The sequence below is a fragment of the Kineococcus indalonis genome (genome assembly GCF_009906395.1).
GTDB lineage: Bacteria > Actinomycetota > Actinomycetes > Actinomycetales > Kineococcaceae > Kineococcus > Kineococcus indalonis.
This window is the reverse complement of sequence record NZ_JAAALM010000481.1, coordinates 1-3,160: the sequence shown is the minus strand read 5'-3', so window position 1 is coordinate 3,160 and position 3,160 is coordinate 1. Positions and strand designations below refer to the sequence as shown.

At 76.9% G+C, this 3,160-nt stretch carries 4 protein-coding genes; 3 read left to right on the top strand and 1 reads right to left on the bottom strand.

The features are described from left to right. From GTR00_RS17765 to GTR00_RS17755, 3 genes are all read left to right on the top strand, one after another. A partial coding sequence (locus GTR00_RS17765) for a PQQ-dependent sugar dehydrogenase (RefSeq protein WP_166612908.1) occupies nt 1–1,036 on the top strand: 1,036 nt, incomplete at its 5' end. A gap of 69 nt (nt 1,037–1,105) precedes the next feature. Further along, on the top strand, nt 1,106–1,498 hold the full coding sequence (locus GTR00_RS17760) for a PPOX class F420-dependent oxidoreductase (RefSeq protein ID WP_166612907.1): 393 nt from the start codon (nt 1,106–1,108) through the stop codon (nt 1,496–1,498). Nucleotides 1,499–1,716: 218 nt separating this feature from the next. After that, nucleotides 1,717–2,322 carry a DedA family protein gene (locus tag GTR00_RS17755; RefSeq protein WP_166612906.1) on the top strand — a complete coding sequence of 202 codons (606 nt, stop codon included), beginning with the start codon at nt 1,717–1,719 and terminating at the stop codon, nt 2,320–2,322. 67 nt (nt 2,323–2,389) lie between these two features. Here the strand turns inward: GTR00_RS17755 and GTR00_RS17750 are convergent, their stop codons facing one another. Continuing rightward, nucleotides 2,390–3,133 (bottom strand): SDR family oxidoreductase, encoded by a 744-nt coding sequence (locus tag GTR00_RS17750; protein ID WP_166612905.1) that lies wholly within the window; start codon nt 3,131–3,133, stop codon nt 2,390–2,392. Nucleotides 3,134–3,160 lie beyond the last annotated feature (27 nt).

The window sequence follows — 3,160 nt, the reverse complement described above, 5'->3', positions numbered from 1 at the left end:
CCCGGCCCCCGCCGCGCCGGGCCCGGGCGGGGCGGTGGCCGCCGCCGTCGGCAACCCCGGCGACCCGGTGGACCTGACCACCGGCCTGGACGTGCCGTGGGGCATGGCGGTGCTGCCCGACGGCACCGCGCTGATCACCCTGCGCGACGAGGCGCGGGTGGTGCGCACCGGGCCGGGGACGCTGACCCGGGTGGCCGCCACCGGCGAGGGCGGCACCGTCGAGGGCGTGGTGCCCGGCGGGGAGGGCGGCCTGCTCGGCATCGCCGCCTCCCCGACGTTCGCCGAGGACGGGCAGGTGTTCCTGTACTTCACCGCCCGCGACGACAACCGCGTCGTGCGGTACACCTTCGCCGCCGACCGGCTCACCGACCCCCGTCCCGTCCTCACCGGCATCCCCAAGGGCACCACCCACAACGGCGGCCGCCTGGCGTTCGGCCCCGACGGGATGCTGTACGTGGGCACCGGCGACGCGCAGAACAGGCCCGCGGCCCAGGACCCCCGCGCGCTGGGCGGCAAGGTGCTGCGCATCACCGCCGACGGCGCGGTCCCCCCGGACAACCCCTTCGCCGGCTCCCCGACGTGGTCGCTGGGGCACCGCAACCCCCAGGGCCTGGGCTGGGACTCCGCCGGGCGGCTCATCGCCGCCGAGTTCGGGCAGGACCGCTTCGACGAGCTGAACGTGATCCGGCCCGGCGGCAACTACGGCTGGCCGGAGGTCGAGGGCGCCGGCGACGGCGGGGGCCGGTTCGTGGCGCCGGTGCAGACGTGGACGACCGACCAGGCCTCCCCCAGCGGCCTGACCGTGACCCCGGACGCGGTGTACGTGGCGGCGCTGCGCGGCGAGCGGCTGTGGCGGGTGCCGCTGAACCCCGACGGGCCCACCGGCACCCCCGACGAGTACCTCACCGGGGCGCTGGGGCGGCTGCGCACCGTGGAGGTGGGCCCGGACGGCTCGCTGTGGGTGCTGACCTCGAACACCTTCCGCGGGGACCCGCGCCCCGGGGACGACCGCCTGGTGAGCGTGCCGCTGCGCTGAGCGTCCCCGGGTGCCGGTCGGGGTGGGTGCCCGTAGCGTGCGCGGTCCACCCCGACCCGGAGGAACCCCGTGCCCCTGAGCCCCGACCTGCTCGAGCTGCTGCGCGCGCCGAGCACCTGCTACCTGGCCACGACCATGCCCGACGGCTCCCCGCAGCTGACCCAGACCTGGGTGGACACCGACGGCGAGCACGTCGTCGTCAACACCGTGCAGGGCTTCCAGAAGCTGCGCAACGTCGAGCGCGACCCGCGCGTGGCGGTCGCCGTGTCCGACCCGCAGGACCCCTCGCGCTACGTCGAGCTGCGCGGGCAGGTGGTGGCCGCCACCACCGAGGGCGGCGCCGAGCACATCGAGGCGCTGTCGCGCAAGTACACCGGCGCCCCGTACCCCTGGTACGGCGGGCGGGACCAGGTGCGGGTGGTCCTGACGATCGCCGTCGAGCGCACCCGCGCGCAGGGCTAGGCCGCGGCCCGCACCGCCGAGGCGGGCGTCAGCCCGAGCGCGGCCGGCGTGACGAACGGCGCGTCGAAGCAGACCCAGCACCACACGCACTCCGAGCGCCACCAGGGGGGCACCCCCCGGGGCGGCAAGTCCTGACCGCCCGCCCCGGCGCGAGCCGCACGGGGTGCGCGTGGCACGGTGGAGGGGCGGCCGCGGGGCGCCGCGGACGGGAGCGGGCGGTGTTCGAGCAGGTCGACGAGCTGGTGGCGCTCCACGCGGGGGCCTGGTGGGTGCTGCCGGCCCTCACCGCGCTGGCGGCGCTGGACGCGTTCGTGCCGCCGTTGCCCAGCGAGTCGATCGTCATCGCGCTGGCGGCGGTCTCGGCGGACACCGGCTCCCCGCACCCGGTGCTGCTGGCCGCGTGCGCGATGCTCGGCGCGTTCACCGGCGACAACCTCACCTACGCGCTGGGCCGGCACTCCCCGCTGCGCGCCTGGATCGCCCGGCACCCGCGCCTGGAGCGCACCTTCACCCGCGCCGCCCACCAGCTCGAGCGGCGCGGGGCGTTCGCGATCCTCGCCGCGCGCTACGTGCCGGTGGGGCGGGTGGCGGTGAACCTCACCGCGGGGGCCGCGCGGTTCCCGCGGCGGCGCTTCGTGGGGCTGTCCGCGCTGGCGGCGCTGACGTGGGCGACGTACTCCACGCTCATCGGCACCCTGGCCGGGCGGTGGGTGGGGTCCACGCCCCTGGTGGGCGCGGCCGTGGGCATCGTCGTGGCGCTGGCGCTGGGCTTCGCGGTGGACACGGTGCTGCAGCGGGTGCTGGGCACCCGCGCCCCGCGCTGAACGGGGCGCGGGGCGCGCCGGCGGCACCGCTGGAGCCGGTGCGCGCGCCGGGCGGCGCCTGAGCGGCTCACCAGGAGCTCTCCCCCGGCGGCAGCACCGCCAGCTCCGGCACCACGCTGTCGGGCCAGGTGGCGAACACCGTCATCAGGGCCCGCGCCACGGTGGCGGGCTGCTGCAGCTTCGTCAGGTCCGCGTCGGGGAAGCGGTCGGTGACGAACGGGGTGGCCATCCCGCCGGGGATCAGACCGGTGACGCCCACGCCGATGGAGCCGTGGCGCTGCTTGCAGTCGCGCTGGGCCTCCTTGAACAGCGCGGTGGTGTAGGCGCGCAGGCCGTGCTTGCTGGCCGCGTACGCCGACGCCTCGGTCCACACCCGCCGCGCCGCCGTGGACAGGGTGTTCACCACGTAGCCGTGGTTGCGCTCCAGCATCGAGGGGTAGGTGTTCGCCACCAGGTACATCGGGCCGAGCAGGTTGGTGGCCACGACCCGCTGCGCCTGCTCGGGCGTCTGGTGCTCGACGGGGGTGCACACGTCGAAGCCGGCGTTGTTCACCAGCACGTCCACGGGGCCGTCCTGCTCGCGCACCGAGGCCACGGCGGCCTGCACGGCCACCGGGTCGCCCACGTCCAGCGGCAGCGGCGAGGCGCTGCCGCCGTCCTCGGCGATCGCGGCGACGGTGCGCTCGGCCGCCTCGGCCCGCACGTCGCTGACCCACACCCTCGCGCCGGCCGCGGCCAGCTCCCGCGCGATCGCGGCACCGAGCCCGCTGCCCGCACCGGTGACGAGCGCCACCTCACCCTTCAGCTCCATGCCCTCGAACCTAGGGGCGGGCCCGGG